Source organism: Embleya sp. NPDC050493, assembly GCF_044458105.1.
GTDB lineage: Bacteria > Actinomycetota > Actinomycetes > Streptomycetales > Streptomycetaceae > Embleya.
The window spans coordinates 1-17,965 of the sequence record NZ_JBITHP010000003.1 but is presented as its reverse complement, the minus strand read 5'-3'; the positions used below and the strand labels follow the sequence as shown (position 1 = coordinate 17,965).

The 17,965-nt window shown below is 71.9% G+C and carries 16 protein-coding genes; 8 read left to right on the top strand and 8 right to left on the bottom strand.

Annotated features, from left to right (window positions below):
* Positions 1–155: 155 nt before the first annotated feature.
* From ACIBM5_RS06860 to ACIBM5_RS06850, 3 genes are all read right to left on the bottom strand, one after another.
* Positions 156–545, bottom strand: a complete 390-nt coding sequence (locus ACIBM5_RS06860) for a DUF1801 domain-containing protein (protein ID WP_391585820.1) — start codon at positions 543–545, stop codon at positions 156–158.
* Between the two features lie 111 nt (positions 546–656).
* Positions 657–1,778: a flavodoxin-dependent (E)-4-hydroxy-3-methylbut-2-enyl-diphosphate synthase gene (gene ispG, locus ACIBM5_RS06855; protein ID WP_396005758.1), complete on the bottom strand. Its 1,122-nt coding sequence runs from the start codon at positions 1,776–1,778 to the stop codon at positions 657–659.
* A 639-nt stretch (positions 1,779–2,417) separates the two neighbouring features.
* Positions 2,418–3,002, bottom strand: a complete 585-nt coding sequence (locus tag ACIBM5_RS06850; RefSeq protein ID WP_396005757.1) for a chloramphenicol phosphotransferase CPT family protein — start codon at positions 3,000–3,002, stop codon at positions 2,418–2,420.
* A gap of 276 nt (positions 3,003–3,278) precedes the next feature.
* Here ACIBM5_RS06850 and ACIBM5_RS06845 point away from each other — a divergent pair, with 276 nt between their 5' ends.
* Positions 3,279–3,770: a DinB family protein gene (locus ACIBM5_RS06845; RefSeq protein WP_396005756.1), complete on the top strand. Its 492-nt coding sequence runs from the start codon at positions 3,279–3,281 to the stop codon at positions 3,768–3,770.
* A gap of 65 nt (positions 3,771–3,835) precedes the next feature.
* Positions 3,836–4,795, top strand: a complete 960-nt coding sequence (locus tag ACIBM5_RS06840) for an alpha/beta hydrolase (RefSeq protein WP_396005755.1) — start codon at positions 3,836–3,838, stop codon at positions 4,793–4,795.
* Positions 4,796–4,865: 70 nt separating this feature from the next.
* Here ACIBM5_RS06840 and ACIBM5_RS06835 read toward each other — a convergent pair whose 3' ends face one another.
* Both ACIBM5_RS06835 and ACIBM5_RS06830 read right to left on the bottom strand, forming a co-directional pair.
* Positions 4,866–5,573, bottom strand: coding sequence for a 2-phosphosulfolactate phosphatase (locus ACIBM5_RS06835; RefSeq protein WP_396005754.1), 708 nt, complete (start codon positions 5,571–5,573; stop codon positions 4,866–4,868).
* Between the two features lie 72 nt (positions 5,574–5,645).
* Positions 5,646–6,080, bottom strand: a complete 435-nt coding sequence (locus ACIBM5_RS06830) for a VOC family protein (protein ID WP_396005753.1) — start codon at positions 6,078–6,080, stop codon at positions 5,646–5,648.
* Positions 6,081–6,424: 344 nt separating this feature from the next.
* Here ACIBM5_RS06830 and ACIBM5_RS06825 point away from each other — a divergent pair, with 344 nt between their 5' ends.
* Positions 6,425–6,973 (top strand): DUF1062 domain-containing protein, encoded by a 549-nt coding sequence (locus ACIBM5_RS06825; RefSeq protein WP_396005752.1) that lies wholly within the window; start codon positions 6,425–6,427, stop codon positions 6,971–6,973.
* Positions 6,974–7,131: 158 nt separating this feature from the next.
* Here ACIBM5_RS06825 and ACIBM5_RS06820 read toward each other — a convergent pair whose 3' ends face one another.
* Positions 7,132–8,769 (bottom strand): MFS transporter, encoded by a 1,638-nt coding sequence (locus ACIBM5_RS06820; protein ID WP_396005751.1) that lies wholly within the window; start codon positions 8,767–8,769, stop codon positions 7,132–7,134.
* Positions 8,770–9,148: 379 nt separating this feature from the next.
* Here ACIBM5_RS06820 and ACIBM5_RS06815 point away from each other — a divergent pair, with 379 nt between their 5' ends.
* Both ACIBM5_RS06815 and ACIBM5_RS06810 read left to right on the top strand, forming a co-directional pair.
* Positions 9,149–9,907 carry a ParA family protein gene (locus tag ACIBM5_RS06815; RefSeq protein ID WP_391585811.1) on the top strand — a complete coding sequence of 253 codons (759 nt, stop codon included), beginning with the start codon at positions 9,149–9,151 and terminating at the stop codon, positions 9,905–9,907.
* Positions 9,907–10,779 (top strand): hypothetical protein, encoded by an 873-nt coding sequence (locus ACIBM5_RS06810; RefSeq protein ID WP_396005750.1) that lies wholly within the window; start codon positions 9,907–9,909, stop codon positions 10,777–10,779. Before ACIBM5_RS06815 ends, ACIBM5_RS06810 begins: the two co-directional genes overlap by 1 nt.
* A 485-nt stretch (positions 10,780–11,264) precedes the next feature.
* On the opposite strand, the gene ACIBM5_RS06805 is transcribed toward ACIBM5_RS06810, so the two are convergent.
* The gene (locus tag ACIBM5_RS06805) at positions 11,265–11,447 is read right to left on the bottom strand and encodes a hypothetical protein (protein WP_396005749.1); all 183 of its coding nucleotides are present in this window, start codon (positions 11,445–11,447) and stop codon (positions 11,265–11,267) included.
* A gap of 173 nt (positions 11,448–11,620) precedes the next feature.
* Here ACIBM5_RS06805 and ACIBM5_RS06800 point away from each other — a divergent pair, with 173 nt between their 5' ends.
* Both ACIBM5_RS06800 and ACIBM5_RS06795 read left to right on the top strand, forming a co-directional pair.
* Positions 11,621–14,863 carry a hypothetical protein gene (locus ACIBM5_RS06800; RefSeq protein ID WP_396005748.1) on the top strand — a complete coding sequence of 1,081 codons (3,243 nt, stop codon included), beginning with the start codon at positions 11,621–11,623 and terminating at the stop codon, positions 14,861–14,863.
* Positions 14,864–15,093: 230 nt separating this feature from the next.
* Positions 15,094–15,864 carry an SDR family NAD(P)-dependent oxidoreductase gene (locus ACIBM5_RS06795; RefSeq protein WP_396005746.1) on the top strand — a complete coding sequence of 257 codons (771 nt, stop codon included), beginning with the start codon at positions 15,094–15,096 and terminating at the stop codon, positions 15,862–15,864.
* A gap of 177 nt (positions 15,865–16,041) precedes the next feature.
* On the opposite strand, the gene ACIBM5_RS06790 is transcribed toward ACIBM5_RS06795, so the two are convergent.
* Positions 16,042–17,004 carry a LysR family transcriptional regulator gene (locus ACIBM5_RS06790; RefSeq protein ID WP_396005745.1) on the bottom strand — a complete coding sequence of 321 codons (963 nt, stop codon included), beginning with the start codon at positions 17,002–17,004 and terminating at the stop codon, positions 16,042–16,044.
* Positions 17,005–17,075: 71 nt separating this feature from the next.
* On the opposite strand from ACIBM5_RS06790, the gene ACIBM5_RS06785 reads away from it, so the two are divergent.
* Positions 17,076–17,750: a maleylpyruvate isomerase family mycothiol-dependent enzyme gene (locus ACIBM5_RS06785; protein ID WP_396005744.1), complete on the top strand. Its 675-nt coding sequence runs from the start codon at positions 17,076–17,078 to the stop codon at positions 17,748–17,750.
* Positions 17,751–17,965 lie beyond the last annotated feature (215 nt).

Below are 17,965 nucleotides of genomic sequence, written 5' to 3'. Positions count from 1 at the left end.
TACGAAGGAAGTCATCTTTTTGCGCAAACGCGCAAGCGCTGTGCATGGGGCCTGCGGCCCGGCGACCTGCGGCCTGCTCCTTGTGGCCGGCGATGCACGGTCGCCGGGCGTACCCGGCCGCCGAGGGACGGAGTGGGATGTCGGCAGGTTCGGGGTCAGCGCTTGAGTTTGCGCCAACCGCCGGCCCGATTGTTGGCGATGATCTGCTTGAACATCGCGGTGAGGGCCGGTGCGTTGATGGTTTCGCCCTGGCGTACGGCCACGGTGCGGGCGGTCTTGTTGTCGTGGCCGCCGGTGATGATTCCCTCGGGATCCGGGACGATGGCGCCGTCGTAGAGGAAGACGTTGACGTGGTCCTTCGCCGCGAGCAGGGCGCAGATGTTGCCCTGGAGGACGAAGTACGGTCGGTTGGTGCGCTTGATGGTCTCGACCACCTCCGGGTCCGCGCCGTGGACCAGGTCGCGCACCTCACGGCAGATGGCCTGCTGCCAGTCGGGCAGGCCCTCGATGTAGTCGTCGACGCGTGAATCGGTGGCGTACGTCATGGCTCTGCACCCTAGTGCCGCGCCCGGCTTCCGGCATCCGGCGCTTCGGGCCCGCCCGGCGTGCCGGGGGCGGCCGTGGGGGCGGGCGTAGGCGGCGGGGTGTTGCGGCGGTCAGGGTGTGGTCGGCGGGTCGGTGAGGTTCAGGGCCGCTTCGAGGAGGGCTTCGACGATGTGGGATTCGGGGACGGTCTTGACCACCTCGCCGCGGACGAAGATCTGGCCCTTGCCGTTGCCGGAGGAGACGCCGATGTCCGCTTCGCGGGACTCGCCCGGGCCGTTCACGACACAACCCATGACCGCGACGCGCAGCGGGACGGGGAAACCGTCGAAGGCGGCCTCGACGCGGCGGGCCAGGCGGTGGATGTCCACCTGGAGTCGGCCGCAGCCCGGACAGGAGACGATCTCCAGCCGACGCGGGCGCAGTCCGAGGGATTGCAGGATGTGGCAACCGGCCTTGACCTGTTCGGCCGGGGGCGCGGACAACGACACCCGGATCGTGTCGCCGATGCCCTCCGCGAGCAGGATGCCGAAGGCCACCGCGGACTTGATCGAACCCTGGAGACTGGGCCCGGCCTCGGTCACACCCAGATGCAGGGGATAGTCGCAGCGCGCGGCGAGCAGCCGATAGGCCTCGATCACCGTGCGCGGATCGTGGTGCTTGACCGCGATCTTGAGGTCCCGGAAGCCGTGTTCCTCGAACAACGAGCACTCCCACAGCGCCGATTCGACCAGCGCCTCGGGATTCGCCCGGCCGCCGTGTCGGGCCAGTACCCTCGGGTCCAGCGAGCCGGCGTTCACCCCGATCCGGATCGGCACACCCGCCGCGCCGGCCGCCGCCGCGATCTCCCGGACCTTGTCGTCGAACCGGCGAATGTTGCCCGGGTTCACCCGTACCGCCGCGCAGCCCGCGTCGATGGCTTGGAAGACGTAGCGCGGCTGGAAGTGGATGTCCGCGACCACCGGGATCGGCGACCGTGCGGTGATCGCGGCCAACGCGTCGGCGTCGTCCCGGGACGGCACCGCGACCCGGACGATGTCGCATCCGGCGGCGGTGACCTCGGCGATCTGTTGCAGGGTCGCGTCCACGTCGGCGGTGGAGGTGGTGGTCATGGTCTGCACGCTGATCGGTGCCCCGTCGCCGACGGGGACGGCGCCGACGTCGATCCGACGTGAGGGGCGTCGGACCGGCACGTGGGTGGGAACCCCGGGCAGGTCGAGGTCGGTGGCGGTCATGCGGGTGCCTCCTGTCCGGATGGGTGCGTCCCCGCGCTCGCGCGGCTTCGACGTGGCGGGGCGGACCGGCTCGGCATCCGCCGTACCGGCGACGCGGGCCTCACCGGTGACAAAGGTCTTTCCGGCGACGGGAGTTCGGCGTCGGCGGACGACACACGCCGGTACCCGCCCGGCCCGACGTCGGCGAGCACCGCGGTCCGCCGAGGTAATCGCGAGTCGGCCGCGGTGCGGAGCCGGCGGGGTCTCGGGCATGCGTACATGTCCCTCCAGGGTTCGATCGACGTGGACACACGGCCGCCGGGCCGAACGGCGCGGGGGCCCGGGTGGGGCATCCGCGCTGGGGCGTCCGTGGTGGGGCGTCCGTGGTGGGGCGCCTGTGGTGGGGCGCCCGGGTCGGCCGGCCGGCGTACGTATGGCAGTTTTGCCGACGATCAGATGACCGAGAAGGCGTGAAACCCGGCCCGGTGACGCACCGATGATCACGACGGCGCGCGGGGGTGCGGGACTTGGGGTCGGGCGTGATTCGCATGCGCCGGGCGGATGGTCCGAGCGCCGGCCCGCATCCGGGCGGTGGCCGGGCGGCATCGCAGCACTCGGATCAGCCGGCTCGTGCGGGAGGCCGGTGCGTGCCGTGCGGATTCACTCGCTGCGCAGCATCCGGCGCAGGCGTTCGAAGGCGGTGGGGGTCGGGCGGCTCGGCAGGAAGTCGCGGATCCGGCGGGCGCATTCGGCGGGGCTGTCGGTGTGCGTGTCGCATTCGAGGTCGTACACCCCGTGCGCGTGCACCCGGTCGAACTGAACGGCCGCCGTGCCCGGTGTGCGATCCCCGCGCGCCTGTTCGCGACGGAGCAACTCGGCGCGTGGGCACCGTAATCCGACCAGGACCACGTCGCGGGCGGGCAACACGTCCAGGCAGTCGAGCAGGCGCCAACGTTTGCTGAGAAGGTGGTCCATCACGACCGGGTTGCCGGCGGCGGCCATGCCGGCAACCGCGCGATGGAAGCCCTTGACCGTACGGTCGACCTCGGCGTCCACGAGGTCCGGCGGAATGTGCCGTTTCGACCGCATGGCGTGAAAGGCGTCCACCGCGAGGTGGTAGTGCGACGGTTCGAGGATGCGCAGCAGTTCGGCGGCGATGCTGGACTTGCCGGAACTGGAGGTGCCGTTCAGGAAGATGATGCGCCCCGTCGCGGGGCGCGGCGATGACTCTTGCGACGGCGTCATCTCCGAAGTCTATCCCCGAATTGCGGATCTATTATGTCCGCGATCCGACGCTGACGGCTCACGGTCCATCGGCTTGCCGAAACGGCAAGGATTGTCGCCACCTCGTGACGTGTCGGTCGAGACTGGCCACACCGAAGCCGGGAGGAGACGCCGCGCCGGATTGCGGTCGGCGCCGAGGGGCACACCACCGAGGTTGTCGACCACGTCTCGCCGGTCCGCCGGACCGAGTGTTTCCGCCCCGGCAAGCACCGCACTCGCGCCACGAAGGAGTACGCCGTGTCCCCCGCCTCCCGCCGCCGTGACACCCCTCCGCCCCGCACCGCCGACAGCGAGGTCGAGGTGCTGCGCGGATTCCTCGACTACCTGCGGTCCTCGATCGCCGCGAAGGTCGACGGAGCCGCAGAGCCTCGGGTCCGGACATCGGACGTGCCCTCGGGTACCACCCTGCTCGGCCTGCTCAACCACCTGGTCGCCGTCGAGAATGCGACGTTCCTCGGCGAAAAGGTCGGCGACTGGCAGGCGACGTTCCGCCCCGACTCCCAGGACACCGTCGCCGACGTCGTCGCCCGCTACCGGGCGACCGTCGACCGCGCGAACAAGGTTCTCGACGAATGCACCGATCTCGGCGCACCGCTTCCCCGGCCCGGGCGCTCGGGCCCGTCGCCGAGCGTTCGCTGGGCGCTCACCCACATGATCGAGGAAACCGGTCGGCACGCGGGCCACGCCGACATCCTCCGTGAACTCATCGACGGCACCACCGGACGCTGAGTCTTCGCTGGAGTGCCCCTACAGCGAGTGGGTCGTGGTGAGGGGTGGCCGGCAGGCTGGGCGGTATGGGGAATGACGAAGTGAGGGCTCTTGCGGATCGGGAGCTTGCCGATTACCTGGAGACGGAGCGGCGTGCCGGTGGGCCCGCTGCGCGGGAACTCGGTGCCGTCGAGATGCGGCGGCGGCAGCGGCAGCGCCTTGCGGGCGGGCCGGCCGGGCCCGAGGTTGCCGAGGTTCGGGATCTCCTCGTGGACGGCCCGGCGGTGACGGTGCCGCCGATTCCGGCCCGGTTGTACCGACCCACCCTCGATCCGCTCCCGCTGGTGGTCTACCTGCACGGTGGCATGTGGACCATCGGCGGCCTGGACTCGCACGATCGGTTGTGCCGCCGACTCGCCCTGGCCGCGCGGGTCGCGGTACTGGCCGTCGACTACCGCCTGGCCCCCGAACACCCCTGGCCGGCCGGGCCCGACGATGCCGCCGCGGCTTTTCGCTGGGCCGCCGAGCACTCCCGCGAACTGTCGGGTGCGGCGGGGCCGCCGGCGGTCGCGGGGGACAGTTCGGGTGGCCACCTGGCGGCGCTGACCTGTCTGCGGATGCGCGCCGAGGACGCCCCGTTGCCGGCGGCGCAGATCCTCGCGTTCCCCAACACCGACCTGACGTTGTCCCGCCCGAGTACGCGGGACAAGGCCACCGGCTGGGGTCTGACCACCGACGCCGTCGCGTGGGGCGTGGCCAACTTCGTTGCGGACGCGGCCCGTCGCGCCGATCCGAGGGTCAGCCCGCTGTTCGCCGCCGACCTTTCGGGCCTGCCGCCGGCCGTGGTGGTCACCGCCGAACACGACCCGCTTCGCGACGAGGGCGACGAGTACGCCGCCTGTCTCGCCGCTGCCGGAGTCCGCGTCCGGCACCGCCGCGAGCCCGGAATGATCCACGGCTTCCTGACCATGGACCGACTCGCCCCGTCCGCAGCCACAGCCGGCGACCGCTTCTTCGCCGACGCCGCCGCCATCCTCCACGGCTGAGCCCGGCCGGAACGCCGCCTACCCGACGGCGGGCCCGCTCTCGCGTGCTGCGTGTGAACCTCGCCGGCCGTCAGACCGGGACCGGGCCCTCGTCGGTCAGCGCAGGCACCGCGCGTGGACGCAGGATCATGAGCGAGCCTTCCGAGGCCGCCACCATGGCGAAGGGGAACCGGTCGACCTCGAGACAGAGCGCAACGTCGTCGGGATGGACTCCTTGACGCACCCCCTCCGCCAGTTCGGCGGCGGCGCGCGATGCGGCAGCCCGGTGGAGGAACTCGGCGGCATCCGTCCGGGCATCGCCGATCCTGCGAGCGATGTACTGGGCACACGCCAGATCTTCGTCGGCCCGCCCATCCTCGCCGGTGACCACGAACGTGACACTGTCACCCTCGCGGGTCCGCAAGAGCCGAGCCGTCGCCTCCGCCACCACGAAGCCGGCGCACAGCACCAGCGGCGCGTCCTTGACCGCAAGGGCGCCGACCGTCCCGGCCGTGGTCTTCTGCACAACGGTCCGTCCGCCGAAGTCGATGGACCGCAGCAGGCCCGGGGAGTTGACGGTGTCGAATCCGGGCGCGGGCGGACCGTCCTTGATCGCCATCCAATCCGGGTGGCGAGCTTTCAGCGCGAGGGCTTCGTCCAAGGACTCGGCGAGCACGATCTTTTCCGCCCCTCGGGCAAAGGCCCAGGCAGCCACGGTAAAAGCCCGCATGACGTCGACCACGACCGCCACGGATGGGGTTTCGACCAGATCGCCGATGCCGAGGAAACGAGCGTGCATTCCGGCCGTCATCGGGCGTGCCCGACCCGAAGCACCCGAGTCATGGGCGTCATATCAACCGTCCCGCAATGCTCAGTCGAGGCAGAACTCGTTGCCCTCGATGTCCTGCATCAGGAGGCACGACTCGTTGTACTCATCGGCACGCAGCAGTCGCACGCGTACCGCGCCGAGCGGGACCAGTCGTGCGCATTCGGCCTCGAGTGCGGCCACGCGCTCTTCGCCCACGAGCCCGGTGCCGACCCGCACGTCGAGATGCACCCGATTCTTGACGACCTTGCCTTCGGGAACACGCTGAAAGTACATTCGCGGGCCCACACCCGTGGGATCCATGCATACGAACCCCGCACCCCGACGCTCGGCCGGCAGCGAGCGATCGTAATCGTCCCAGGTGGCAAACCCCTCCGGCGGCGGCGGTACGACGTACCCCAGCACATCGCACCAGAAGCGAGCGACCCGCTCGGGTTCCGCGCAGTCGAAGGTGACCTGGAACTTCTTGATCGATGCCATCGGTCCACCCTAAAGGCGGCGTCTTTCGTCGTCTACGGCCCCTGTCCCGGCCGGGTTTCGGGCCTCCGGTTCGGCTTCGGCTCCGCCTTTGGCTGCGGGTACGGCTCGCCTTTCGGCTCCGGCTTCGTCCGTGATTCGCCGGACCGAACCTGCGGTGAGGCGCTCGAAAACCGGTGGAACAGCGCCGCCGTACGCCATTACCGTGCCGTCGAACCCAGTCGTCTGGTGAAGGACGTGCCGTTGTACACCCTGTGAGACCTCCCGAGCGCTGAATCGTCGCGCGTCGCGCCTGTGCGCCGCGCTCCTTTTTGCTGCGGATTTCTCACTGAAACCGGTGTACTTCTGTGCTCGAAATCTGGGTGGTCGCGCCCGCCTGCCTACCGCTCGTTCTCCGCCGTTGCCATACGTGCGCATCCGAGCGCTTCCGGGCAAGCAACAAATTTCGCGTCAACGCAAACCACAAGCTGATCGACGCCTGGCTCCTCGCGCGCTGTACCGGTTGCGGGGAAACCGCAAAGCTCACGGTCCTGGAGCGGATGAACGTGCGCTCCGTACGGCCCGAGCTGCTGGACCGGCTGCATGCCAACGACCCCGGCCTGACAGCCGAGTTGCTCCAGGATCCGTTCGTGCGGCGCCGTAATCGCATCGCCCTCGACTGGGACGACGCCTGGCGCCTCGACACCGGCGAATCGCAATCCCCGGACGGCGAGGTGATCGACGTCTCGGTTCGCTTCGCGGCGCGGATCCCGGTCCGGCCGGCGCGACTGATCGCCGAAGGGTGCGGTCTTTCGCGGGCCGAGGTGGAGAGACTGATCACGGAGGGGAAAGTCGTGTCGGCAGTCCGGCTGAGCGGCAAGCTCTCCGGTGACTTCACCTTCACGCTCAAGCGCTGACCCTTTTCGGGACCGGGGCCCGGTCCGGCGGGATCCGCCGGACCGGCCCCGACCCTGCTCGCCTCGGGCACACGGGCACAGGGGCACACGGGTGGTTCGGGTCGGGTGCCGGCCGTTCGTTCAGCCGCCGGGTCGAGACGGCTCGCGGTCGTTCGGGGTCATCGGGTGGTCGTGTCGGCCGGTTCCGGTTCCGGTCTCGGTTCCGGCTCCGGCTCCGGCTTCGGTTCGTTCGCCGGTGTGTGGGTGGGGGATTGGGGTCCTCGGGCGAGGACGTAGAGGAAGAGGGCGGCCATGACCGCGACTCCCGCCCACATGGCCTGCTGCCAGCCGTCGACGAACGATTCCCGGGCCGCGTGGATCAGCGTCTGCGCGTGTGGCCCCGTCCGGTTCGCGACGTCGAGAGCATTGGCGACGCCTTCGCGTGCGGTGTCGGCGGGGCCTTGGGGAACACCGGCGAGGCGGGAGTCGATGGCGTCGCGGTAGCCGGAGGACAGGAGCGCTCCGAGCAGGGCGACGCCGAGCGCGGTACCGAACTCACGGGTGACGTCGTTGAGCGCGGACGCGACGCCCTGGTGCTCCTGTGGGAGGGCGCTGGTGATGGCCTCGGTGGAGGGCGTCATCGACAGGCCCATGCCGATGCCCATCAGGAGCATGCCGGGAAGGACGGACAGGTAGCCGCCGTCGACGGAGACGAGGACGGCCATGAGCGCCGAACCGGCACCGGCCAGGAAGATGCCCGTGGCCATGGTCGCCCGGGGGCCGACCCGCGCGGCCAACCGTGGGGCGAGGCCGGAGGCCGCCATCATCAGTACGGCCATGGGCATGAGCGCCAGTGTGGAGACCAACCCGGACAGGCCCAGGACGGCCTGGAGGAACGGGAAGAGGACCACGAAGATGCCTGCCTGGACCCCGAAGACCACCAGGAGCGTGATCGAGCCGCCGGCCAGGGTCCGCCTGCCGAACAGGCGCACGTCGAGGAGCGCCGTTTCCCCGCGGCGCAGTTCCCAGACCACGAAGCCGATCGCGGCGACGACCCCGACGACGAGGCCGAGCAGGGTCACGGGAGTGGTCCAGCCTCGTTCGGGCCCTTCCTGGAGGACGAAGATGAGCCCGACGACCGCGACGACGGAGGTCAGCGCGCCGACGGTGTCGAACGAATGTCCGGACGCCGCGCGGGAGTCGGGGACGGACCGCAGCGCCAGCACGAGGGCGACGACGACGAGGGCGACGGGCAGTACGAACAGCCACCGCCAACTCGCCACGTCGACCAGGGCGGCCGACAGGAACATGCCCAGGACGCCGCCACCGCCGGCCACGCCCGTCCACACACCGATCGCCCGTCCCCGTTCCTCCGCGGGAAAGGTCGAGGTGATGACGGCGAGGGTGATCGGCATGATCATCGCCGCACCCACACCGCTGAACAGGCGGGCGGCGAGCATGACCTCGGCCGACGGGGCGAGACCCGCCGCCGCGCTGGCGACGCCGAAGACGGTCAGACCGGCCAGCAGCATGGGCTTGCGGCCGAGGCGGTCGCCGATCGCGCCGAGCGGCAACAGGAGCGCGGCCAGGCCGAGCGTGTAGATGTTGATGATCCACAGGATGGTGCGCTGTGAGGCACCGAACGCGACGGCGAGGTCGGGCTGGGCGACGTTGAGCCCGGACACCGAGGCGATGACGGCCATCAAGGCGATACAGACGGTGATCAGGATCATGCGACGCCGGCGCGCGTCCGGCACGCTCTCGCCGGGGGAGCCGCTCGGGTCGGCGGTCGCCTGATCGGGCTGGTTCGTATTCATGGATTCCTCCCGAACGGCATGTGGGTATGGCCGCCGATCGCCGCCTACCGCCGGAGCAGAGCCGAAGCGCGGGCGCCGCGCGGCAGGTGGGGGCGAGCACACCCTTCGCCTGCTCGGGTCGGCGTGCGGCGGGCCGGGGCCGAACACGAACGACGCTAACCGCATCTTGCTGTGAACGCATACAACCTTGCCTATAACGCAAGAGTCTGGTGCGCCGGAAACGGTCGGATCACCCGCTGACGTTCGTGATTGCCCGGTTTCCCCGATGTGGTCGACTTCGCGGAGTGTCGCGCGTCCCGAAAGGGGGTTGCCGTTCGGGGCTCTGGCATGCTGAGCGACGTCCGAGTACCCGTGATGGGGAAGCCAACGGAGGTCCCAGATGAGCCCTGCCCGCAGATCGGCGTCACCGCCCAAGGCCAAGGTCGTGGTCGTGATCAACCGCAAGGGTGGCGTCGGCAAGAGCACCATCGCGGTGAACCTGGCCGCCGTGCAGGGGCAGAACTTCACCCCCACCGGGCCGATCGATCCGGACGCCGACGCACCCGTGGTCGCGTGCGGAATCGACCCGCAGGGGTCGATGGAGGACTGGGCGGACCGGGTTCCCGAGGAACTCCTGCCGTTCGACTACATGTCCACCAAGGGCAAGCCCGGCATGCTCGCCGAGTTGAAGGCCGATCCGGGGGTCGCGCGCATCGTCGTGGACAGCCCCGGCTTCATGGACACCGACCCCGAGGCCGAACTCGCCACCGACCCGCTCGGGCACGGCGCGGCCGCGGACGCCCTGCGCGACATGCTCGAAGTGGCGGATTTGGCCGTGGTCCCGATCACGCCGGAGTTCATGAGCTGGTCGCCCAGCGAGTACACGATCGAGCGGGTGCTCAAGCCGCGCGGGATTCCGTACATCGCGGTGGTGAACCTGTGGGATCCGCGCGACGGGGAGACCGACCGGGCCCGGGTCGAGGCGTGGATAGACGAACGAGGCTACCCCCGGGCGCGGGAGCCGATTCGCAAGTACAAGATTCACGCTCATGCGGCGGAGGGCGGGCTCGTGGTCACCCAATACAAGGAGAGCGGTACGGCGTTGCGTGCCCGCGAGGACTTCTACAAGCTCGCCCTCGCGATCGAGCAGGCCATCTGATGGGCCGGCAACGTGCCCCCAGGACGGCCGCCGAGCCGCGTCGGCTGCGGACCGCCGCCGACATGGCCAAGGAACTGCCGGCGCCGTTTCGACCGCTGTCCGACAGCCCGGTACTGATCGACGACGAGCAGCGGCAACTGGCCGCGTGCGAGGCGGCGATCGAGACGTTGCGGGTCGCGTTCTGGGCGGCCGGCAAGGCATTGCAGATCGTTCGTGACGCCCGGCTGTACCGCACTCGCTACGAGAGTTTCGAGGACTACTGCCTCGACCGCTGGGACATGCAGCGCCGGTACGCGGACCGACTGATCCAGGCCTGGCCGATCGCGGAGGCGTTGAGTCCAATTGGACTCAAGGCCGTGAACGAGGCCCAGGTCCGCGAACTCGTGCCACTCGCGGGCCGGTACGGGAACGAGGCGGCGGTGACCGTGTACCGCACGGTCGCCGAGGCGGAGTCCGTACCGCTGACGGCGGCCGTGCTGCGCGGTGCGGTGGCGGCGGTCGGCGAGGCGTTCTCACCCGCGGCGGCGGTCGAACAGGTGCGGAACTACCTCGACTCGCTCGGCATCGAGCCGGAGGTCGAGGGCGATCGGGTGGTCGACTACACGGCCAAGGCCGCGGACACCATCCCGCGCCGATGGTTGACCTCGCTGGCCCGGCAGGACCGGGCGGCGGCGGTGGCCTACCTGGACGAACTCGAACGCCAGGTGGCGCGGGCGCGACGAGAACTTGCCGAGACGGACACGACCGACACGACCGACACGACGGACGCGACGGACGGTTCCGGGACGGAACCCGGGGCCGATCCCGGGGCGGGTTCGGGTGCCGTCCCGGGCGCGCGCTCGGATGCGGGCCGGGGCGTCGTCTCGGCGTAGCCGCCGCGGGGCGCTCGGCGCCGTACGGCGAGTGGGCGCGGTGGGCGCGATGGGCGCTGTGGGCGGGATCGGGGCGATCGGTGCGATCGGTGCGATCGGTACAGGGCTCCGGGTGAGTCCAATTGGACTCGGCCGGGGTGCCGTTGTGGGCTGGACGCGGGTGCGTTCGAGCGCGAGCGCGAGCGCGAGCGGGTGTGTCGTCGGGTCGCGGTGATCCGGCGTCGCCCGGGCGGTTCCGTGCTTTCGCGTCCTGACGGCTTCGTGTGGCGCGTTGGGGCGCTCGGCCGACGTCGCGGATCGCGTGCACTTGGTGCCCTCCCGGAGGTGCCGGCCGATCGGTGGCCGCAGGCATGTGCGTACGCGCGCACGTACCTGCCGGTGCTGGTGCGCGGCGCCCGCTGTCCATGCGGTGGAGGGATGTCCGCGGCGCCTGATCGGATACCCCGGGTGGTCCGCCCGCTTGCTGCCCGTCGTCCGTCGTCCGCTCAATCTCCGGTTGCTTCGGTTTCTTCGGTTGCCTCGGTCGCTTTGGTTGTCTCGGTCGCATCGAACGTTGCCGACTCGATCACCGATCGGCGTCCGAGGCAGACGAGGCAGACGAGGCGGGTCCAGCGGGCGGAGCGGATGCCGAAAGCAGACTCCCGCGCCGCGAAGGTAGGTTCGCCCACCGAAGGACCGTCCCGACAGAACGAACGGTCCCGTACGAAGGATGGTCCCCCGAACGTCGGAGGTTCCCCGCCGGCGCTCGACCCCTCTTCCGCGGCCCGAATCACCCATCGACACGAGCACTTCCCGACTCGGACCCGCGCCTCCCGCGCGGGACGAAGGAGTTGTCGCACACATGCTGGACCTCGCGCGCTGGGACTGGTCCCGGCACTGGCCCTATCTGGCCGGAGCCCTCGTCGTGCTGGCCTCGGCCGTCCTCATCGAACGTGCCCGCCGCCGCGCGGTTGCCGAACGAGCCCGCGTCGCGGCCCTGCCGGAGGAGGCCCGCAAGGCGCTGGAGAGCGACCGATCCGCGACCAGGGACCGGCGGGGGCGGCGGGTCGAGGACCTGCTGACGGCCGCGGTCGCGGCTGCGGCGGCGGGTCTGTCGGCGGCTCAGCTCGGCAAGTTCGGTCGGGACGTCATGGGCCTGCACGGGCCGTGGGCGTATCTGCCGTTCGTCGCATTGGACTTCGCCGCGGTGGTCTGCGCGCTTCGGGCTCGCCGGCGGGCCGCACGGGGAGCCGCGGCGGGCCTGTCGGGGGCCCTCGTGTGGGTGCTCGCGCTGCTGTCCGCTTCGATGTCGGCCAGCGAGGGAGCCAACCTCGGCGAGGCGTTCGCGCTCGGGATCTGGGCGCCGATCGCCGCCGTGTTGTGGGAACTGGGTCTGGCCGAGGAGCGGCACGCCCGGACCGAACGTGCGGACCGTCGGGTCGGGTGGATCCGCTGGCTGCATCCGATCGAGCGGGTCCTGGTCCTGGCCGAACTCGCCAGTGACGAACACCTGGGCGCGGCCGAGGCGACCGAACGAGTCCGCGAGCGCCGCGCGGCCCGCGCGCTGTACCGGCTGCGCCAGGCCACCGAGGCCCGCGCCGCACAGGTCGCCGGGGACGGCCGTTCGGCCGCACGCCCCAAGCGCGGCACCGACCGCCGATACCGTCGCGCCGAGGCGTTCGCCCAACGTACGGCGGCGCGAGTGCGACTGGCCGACGCCGCGGTGGAGGCGGCCGTACTCCCACAACTGCGCGTCCTCGTCGACGTCGGCCGGCTCGCCAACATGACCTGGCCCACCCCGGACGTCGCCGACTCGGCTCGTCGGCGAGAGGGCCACCCGCATTCCGGCCCCACACACCCCGAGGGCGGCGCCGCACACCCGACCCTGGTCCGCCGGGTGGCAGGCGTCGCGGTCTCGGCCCCCGCCGAGCCCCCGGTCACCGCGTACGCCGCGACCGTCCCGGGACAGGGCCACGAGCACCTCGACCGACACCCAGCCCTCGGCGCACCGAACCTCGGTGGCGCGACCGCGACTTCGCGTGCCGGGGTGGGGGAGCCGGGCCGAGACGCGATGGCGTCATCGTCCGCGCCGGCCGCGCGGTACGCCGGACCGCACGCCGAGGACGCGCCCCTCGGCCCACCGGAGTCCGCGTCCCCGACCCGACGCACGACGGGCACGGGAGCTGCGCCCCGGATGACCGAGGAAGCGCCCCGACCTGCGCCGTCCAACGCCCCGGACGCGTCGACGGGGTACGGCGATCCGGAGGCAGCAGCGGTGGTGGCCGGAGCAGCGGATGCGGGGGAGCAGACGCGGGAGTTCGTGGCCGCTTCGGCGGGGGACGGGGACCCGGACCGGTGGAGTCCGGACGGCCTGCGCCCGAGCCCGGAGGCGGCGCGATCGGGAGTCGACGGCCCCTATCCGGACGCGTCGACGGGTTCGGGGTATCCGAGTGGGCCCGGAGCAGCCGGAACGTCGGATGCCCCCGAGTGGACGCGCGGCATGGCGGCGACTCCGTCGGACGGGCAAGGCTTCCGGACCGCCGAGGTGGCGGCATCCCCGGAGGGTGGGGACGGGGGTCGCGGCACGATGGCCGGTTCGGCGGGTCGTGACGGCCGGGGTTCGGGCGCGCCGGTGGCCGCGGATGCGCCGACTGCGTCGCCGGACGCCGAGCGCCGGGCCCGGGACGCGGCGCAGGCCGCATCGGGTCGCGCCGACCTTCGGGTCGGCGTGCGCGGTGGCCCGCCGGGGTCCGCGGCCGAGCGCCGGACGGCGACGGGCGGTGCGGTGTCGGGCGCGATAATTCCGCCTCGTGAGGTGGGCGTCGTACCTCCGGGCGGTGCGGGTACGCGCCACGACGGATCGCGTGCACCCGGTGCGCGTCGGCATGTGGCGGACATGGCTGTGGTGGGCGCGACGAACCCGCCTCGCGACGTGCGGTCCGAGTCCTCCGGCCGAGAGGGCGCGAATCGCCAGGCGGCGGGTGCGCGGCCGGACGACCCGGACCCGGATCGAGCGGCGGGTATCACGGCGTCGGATCCCCTCGCCACGCGTCCTGACGCCCACCGTGCCCACGGTGCTCCCGACGCCTCGTCGAATGCCGAGGGCCCGTCACAACCCCACCCGGCGACCACCGGCCTGCCCGACGAGGACCCGACGGGCCTCGTCGGTGCACACGGGCAGGAGGACACCCACCCGTGGGATGGCGGAGACCTGCACCACCACCCGACCGCGGACGTGCGATGGCAGGAGGCCGCGCACCACGCCGCGCCCGAAGCATCCCCGCACGCCACGGCGAAACCTCACACGCCGACCGACGCGCCACCCACGTACGCCGACGAGACCAACCTGTCCCCGACCCCGACGAATCCGCACCCGCACCCCAATTCGTATCCGCACCCCAACCCGGACGCGGCCCCGAACCCGGCGTCGCACCCGGACGCAGCCCCAGCGTCAGACCCGGATCCCACCACCGCCGCCCCCACCTCCATCCCCGTCGCCGCGTCGCCCGACATCCCCGCCCCACGTCGCGACGCGACGGCCCCGGCCGCGACCACCCCTCGCCCGACGTCGCCTCGCCCCCCGAACGCCCACCGCCAGCCACGCGCCCGCCGCGCCGGCAACCCGGACCCGGCAGCCACCACCGACCCGGCATCCGTTCCCGCAACCACCACCCGCCGCGGGGCCGGCCGCCCCACCACCTCCACGCCCGCCCCTCGCCGTGAGGCGCCCAAGGTCACCCCGACACCCCCTCCGGCCCCGACCGAGTCGGCGGCGGGCGACGGCACTTCCGCATCCGCACGAACGCCCCACCCGCCGGCGGAGCCCCCGAGCGCCGAGCCCATCGGGGAGTACGACCACGACATCCCGCGCCCGAGCCGCAGACCGGACGGCTCGGCACTCACCAGCGCCGCCCGCCGTGACCCCCGCGTCCTCTCTCTCGTCTCCCTCCTCGCCGCCGAAACCGACCTGACCGGCAAGGAGATCGCCGACAGTCTCGGCATTGCCGAAAGCTCCGGCGAACGCCTCCTACAACAGGCCCGGGAAGAACTCGCCGCCCGCCGCAACCACGCCGACAACCCCGACCTGACCGACGCCGGCCTCTGACCCACCACCACGGCCACCTCCGCCCGCGCTCGACATCCCGCCGCCGGCCCGGGTGGCGACTCATGCTCTTCGGCCCGCCCCGGCCCGCGCGCGGCCGGGTGTGGGGTGTGAGGCCCGGCGCAGGGGTCCGTGACCCTGGTTTCCCCATCGTGGCTATGGCACGATCCGTCAGCACTGGTCAGGGGCGCCCTTTTGCGTCTCGCACCGCTCTCGTCCGATGGAGTGAACGTATGTCGATAGCCCACGTGTCCGGTCGGTTCGACGGCAAGACCGCGGTGGTCACCGGAGCGGGGTCCGGGGTCGGCCGCGCGACCACGCTGCGCCTGGCTGCGGAGGGTGCGAACGTGTTCGCGTTGGACATCGCGGAGGCGGCGCTGGCCGAAACCGCGGAGCTGGCCGCCGGACTCGCGGGCAAGGTCGCGACCCGGATCACCGACGTGTCGGTGCGCGAGGAATGCTTCGCGGCGGTCGCGGCGGCGGTGGCCGAGTTCGGCGGGCTGGACGTGCTGGGCAACGTGGCCGGCATCGCGCGGGCCGAGCACGTCCTGGAGGTCACCGAGGCGGACTACCGGCGGATGATGGGCGTCAACATCGACGGCTACTTCTTCATGTGCCAGGCCGCCATCCCGCACCTGCTGGAGCGTTCCGGGAACATCGTCAACATCGCGTCCAACGCCAGTGTGATGGGCTTGGCGTACAGCGTCGTCTACACCATGAGCAAGGGCGCCGTGATCCAGCTGACCCGGTCGCTGGCCTGGGAGTTCGCCAAGCAGCCGCTGCGCGTGAACGCGATCGCGCCGGGTGGCATCGACACCAACCTGGTCGCCAACTACCAGATGCCGGCGGACGTGGACTGGGACCTGGTCGGCCGGGCGATGACGCCGCGTCCGATGGCCCAGCCGGAGGACATCGCCGCGATGTTCTCCTACGTCGCCTCCGAGGAGGCCCGCAACGTACACGGCGCGGTCCTGCACAACGACAGCGGCCTGACCGCCGGCTGACCGCCAGGACGACACGGCTCCGGTCCGCCACGCTTACGCATCCCCGAGGGCGGGCCGGAGCACGACCCCGCGCCGCCGCCGAGTACGCCGTGTCGCGGAGCGGTTCCGCCGGTGGTCGCCGCGAGCGCCGGCCCGGGCCGACTTCTCCTCCACCGCGCCCGACGGGCCCGTCCCGCCCTACCCCGCCGGGACCCCGGCGCCCGCGAAACCGGCGGCAGTCGAGTCGGTGGTCGATGCCCCCGTGGCCGGGATCCCGCAAAGGCGGGACAGGAGTTCCCGGGCGGCGGGACTCGCCGGGCCGGTGCTCTGCCAGGCGAGGGCGATCCGGGCACGTGGGCTCGGGTCGGTGAGGTGCAGGGTGCGCAGGCCGGCGGTCGCGGCCACGGCGGGCGGCAGCGCGGGGAGTACGGCAACACCCAGGCCGCGGGCAGCCAATTGCACCAGCAACTGGGGTGCGGCGGCCTCGAAGGCGATCCGTGGCCGAAATCCCGCCTCGGCGCACGCGCGATCGAGCACCCCGCGCAGCCCGGTGCCGCGCGGCAGGCCGATCAACGGGCGGTCCCGCAGGGCGGCCAGCGGGACGGTGGTCCGGCCCGGCGTCAGCAGCGGATCGGTCGGTGCCATGGCGGCGACGACGGGTTCGTCGACCATCATCCGGAAGGTGAGCCCCGGCGGTGGCTCCGGATCCACGATCCCGACCATCGCGACGTCGAGTTCGCCGTGGTGCAGGGCGGCGAGCATGTGTTCCGAGGTGTCCTCGGTGAGGGTGATCTCGACCCCGGGATGGTCGTCGTGGAAGCCGGCGAGCACCGATGCCACGTCGAACTCGTGCGTGGCCGCGCCGGAGACCAGCCCCAGGGTGACCCGGCCGCGCAGCAGCCCGGTGAACTCGTCCACCGTGTGCCGGACTCTCTCGACCGCCGCGAGCGCGGCCCGCGCGAAGGGAAGTACCGCCGCGCCGACCGGGGTCGGGGTCACCGTACGGCCGGAGCGGTCGAGCAGTTGTTGGCCGAGCTCGCGTTCCAACTGCCGGATCTGGGCACTCACCCCCGGCTGCGCCAGGTGCAGACGGGCGGCCGCGCGGGTGAAGTTGGCCTCCTCCACCACGGCGACGAAGTATTGCAACTGCCTCAGCTCCATAACCATCGATTCTAGTTCCGAGAAAGGAAGCGTCTTGGACTTATCGAAGGCCGGTCGCCACGCTTGATCACATGACTGGCAACACGCCGCACCCCGCGCCGGAACCCCACCACCCGCAGCACCCGTCGACACCGTCGCTCGGGTCCGAGATCGCCGCCGAACGCCGCGAACTGGCCGCCCTGTTCGCCGATCTGCGGGCCGAGCAGTGGGATGCGCCCTCGCTGTGCGCCGGGTGGCGGGTGCGCGAGGTGGCCGCCCACATGTCGATGGGCTTTCGCTACTCGCTGCCGCGGATCGCCCTCGAACTGATCAAGGCCCGCGGCAACCTCCATCGCATGGCCGACCACCTCGACCGCGCGGACGCCGCCACCCTGTCACCGGACGAGATCGTCGCGGTGCTCGCCGACAACGCGGAGAATCCGTGGAAGCCACCGGGCGGCAGGACGGCCGGACTCGGACACGACGTGGTGCACGGCCTGGACATCACGGTCGCGCTCGGCCTCGATCGCCGGGTGCCCGAGGACCGGCTGCGCATCCTGCTGGACGCGATCACCCCGCGCGGCGTCAGGTTCTTCGGGGTCGACCTGACCGGCGTCGAACTGCGGGCCGACGACCTCGACTGGTCCTACGGCAGCGGCACCCCGCTGACCGGCACGGGCCAGGACCTCCTCCTGGTCGCGTTCGGCCGCAGGTTGCCCCCGGGCCGGCTGCACGGCGAGCCCCGGGATCGCTTCGTCGCCGGGTGAGCGGACGCATCGAACGACCGGACCCGGCGGGTGAGGCGCATGGCCGGCCACGTCGGGCCCGCACCGCCGACGGCCGCCCACGCGCCGAACCCCGGCCCCGCCCCCCCCCCCCCCCCCACCCCCCCCCCCACCCACCCCCCCCCCCCCCCCCCCGGTGGGGGGGGGGGGCGCACAATAACAACAAGTTTCAGGCCCCCCCCCACAGGTTAACCCAA